The 3227-nt window shown below is 67.6% G+C and carries 1 protein-coding gene; it reads left to right on the top strand.

The annotated features are described in order from the left end of the window. A partial coding sequence (locus ACZ5ON_RS35880; protein ID WP_465601785.1) for a hypothetical protein occupies positions 1–3227 on the top strand: 3227 nt, incomplete at both ends.

The following is a 3227-nucleotide window of genomic DNA, read 5'->3' as shown; positions in this document are numbered from 1 at the left end:
GGGTTCGACGCGCAGGGACGTCCCCGGGTCGGCGGCGGAGGCCACTGGCAGCACCTGTCGCTGGGTACGGCCACCGATGAGGTGGCTGTGCGGACGCTGGGCGCGCACCTGCCGCCGGACGGCAGCCTGCCGCCCAACTCGCTCGACGCCCCGAGAGGGTTCGGGCCGCCCGCTGCCGCCGGTACCGCCGGTGGTTACGCCCCGATCCCCGGCGCGGTGGCGTTCGGCCCCCGTCCGGTCTTCCAGGACCCCGAGTACTTTTCGGAGGCCGAAGAGTTCGAGCAGAGACTGGGGGCCTACAGCCTCGCAAGCGGTCGGGCCACCAGGGCCGCCCGGAAGTCCGTGCTGCGCCTGTTCCGCTTGCTGCGGGCCGCCCACCCCGAGGCTGGCGACGAGGAGATCGTGAAGACCTTCCTGTCGAACGACCTGCGTTCCGCGGGGCAGGTCGGAGAGCGGGCGGCCGGGGACTTCGGCCTCATCCTGGAGGAGGGCAACGTCCGTGAGCTCATGACGATGTTCTTCAACGCCGCGTACTTCAAAGACAGCCCGATGAACCTGAAGACCGTGCTCAACGACATCGTCGGGAAGGGGGACTGGGAGCGGGCCGACCACCTGGGGCTGAACGTGGCCGAACTGCGCCGTCAGGCAGCCTTCCTGAAGAACACGGCCCGGGCGCGCCTCCATTCGATGCTGAGCATGGTCGCACCCGGCAAGGCGACGATGCTCGAGGAGGACGTCTTCGCCACGGGCAACATCTTCGCCCAGTCCAAGGACTGGCTGAACGACGGCCGCGCGTACCTCGCGAGCCTCGCCGCGCGCACCACGCGCCCGGAGGACGAACGCGAAGCGAATGCTCGTACACCGCGCGACTACGAGCGCCTCAGGATCGGGTTGGGAGAATGGGAGATGGCCTTCCTGCGCTCCACTCAGGTCATGGAGGTCATGGGCCTCAGGAGTGAAGAGGTCCCGCTGGACGCGGCCCCGCGGGGCGCGCACGGTGCGATCGACCCCGAGGCGCTCCGTGCGCAGCCGGGAGTGATCGCCGTCCGTGTCGAACGCGGCCCGGCCACCGGGGGATCGGAGGGCCCGATAACCAAGCTGGTGAAGGTGGTCGAGGAGCGGCAGACGCTCGTCAACCCCAGGGCATCCGACCTGGATTCCGTCAACGCGGACCGGCCTCTGTCAGGACCGGAACTCCCCCTGAGCTGGGTCACGGGCGGCGCACAGTACCGTGTCGACCCGCGGTCCCGCTGGTACCAGGAGGTCCACGACCACGCGGGCATGCCGGTGGCCACGGGCATTTCCGCGACCTCGGCGAAACTCATGAACGCCTTCAAGCTCCTGGACGTCGAAGGCGTGCGGCCCGAGGACCTGGTGCTGGCGCTGTTCGGGTGGATGATCCCCACTGGTGATCACTCGGTGTACGAGATCCTCAAGGGCGTCGACGCGACGGGCGTCCTGCCGGGGCTGCCGCCCGAGGCGTTCGGCGACGCGGCCGAGCTGTACCGGAACATCCCGGGCATCCCCTTGGAGGAACTCCGCCACGACGTGGCCAGGAGCGGTTACCTCCCCCACGAACGCGTTTACATGAAAAAGGTGGCGAAACGGCCCGAGGAAGGCGGTTTCATGGAGGTCTCCGACGATTTGTACGATCGCGCGCGCGGCCTCGTGAACAAGTTCACGGACATCCGTGACGGGTATGAAGGGGACGCCGGCGTCGAGGAATGGTTGGCGGACCACGCCACGTCCGCCGCGGAGGTCCTGGAAAATCTGAGCCTGGCGCACTTCATCGCGCTGGACGTTTACAGTGGATCTGCGTACTCATTGATCAACGTCCTGACGGAATACGCCGGAATCGCCCAGAAGCAGGCCCTGAGGGTCCAGGCCCAGGCGCTGATCGACGAGAAGGTCGAGGGCATCAACAAGAAGTGGCTGCCCCGCTCGATCAGGAATGCGCCGGCCATCTCCGAGATCCTCGCGGAGATGGCCGAGGAGCGGTCCGACGGAAAGACGCTGGAGCCTGCGAGGAAATCCGAGTTCCGACGCCGCCTCCACACGGAGCTGGAACCCCTGCTGCCGGGCATACAGGCGGACATGCTGCTGCACGGAGACATCCTGTGGGAGGCGCTCCGCCTGCTGCCCCCCGCGTTCGGAACCGTCTACCGCGGTGAAAGGGTGTTCGGTGCGAACCCGGCGGGGGCCTTCGGCCGGATGTTCTCCCAGAAGTATGGCGGTAAGCAGGATGAGTTCCGGAAGTTTTCCAGCTTCAGTCGGGAACTGGCGCAGGCCGAGCAATTCCTCGACTACTATCAGAAGGGTGTCGTCTCGCACCCGGTACTCGTCTGCCTGGAGGCGAGCGGGAATGGTGGCCGCGACATCTCGATCTTCTCGCGGATGGAAAATGAGGCCGAAGTGCTGTTCGTGCCCGGCACTCGCATCGTCATCAGTTCGCAGACCGAGGAGGAGAGTGCTGGCGGGAAGAGTCGGGTGCGTATCGTCGCACGCGAGGAGGAACCCCCGCTGGTGCTCTTCGGCTCGGACCTTCCGATGCTCGACAAGCCTCGGCTCCGCAAGCTCCGGCGTCAGCACCGGGACATGCTCAACACCCTCCGGTCCCTCGGCGGAACCGGGCCGATCAGAACCGCGCGCGACCTGCGGACGGTAGCGGAGAAGATCGGCCTCGATCTCAGTGCGGCGGCCGCGGTGAACACCGCGGGCAAACCGGGTGGTTGGGACCAGGCAGGCGTCCGGGTCTGGCACTTGGCCCGACTCACCGGGCAGGTCTACGGCGAAGACGGTGGGGTGACGCTGGAGCGTCTGACAGCGGTCCGGGCGGCGGCCGACTTCATCCGCACCCAGCACCGGCTGCGCCCTCAGGAAGAGGTCTCGATTGACGACGTGGACAAGCTGATCCGAACCCTGAACGGATCGCCGGACGGCACGGACGTGGAGAACGGCCACCGGTACCGGCTGGTCGCCCTGATCGCGAAGAACGCCACCGGGACCGCGCCCAGCTGGCCCGAGCTGCAGGAGCGGTGGCACGACCAGACTGATTCCGAGGCCGACGAGGACTTCTCCTACGAGGCCGTGCAGTACGCGTCCGACGACGAAGAGCACGAGTCCGAACCGGCGGAGTCGGAGGACGGCGACGGCTCCGGTGAGGTCGTGCAGGGGCAGGGCGTGTCGCAGGAGTCGGCCCTGGGTGATGGCGGCGAGGAGGACCACCC

The organism is Kitasatospora sp. NPDC032150, from assembly GCF_055579945.1.
The sequence above is the reverse complement of the archived record's forward strand: the minus strand, read 5'-3'. Positions and strand labels throughout refer to the sequence as shown.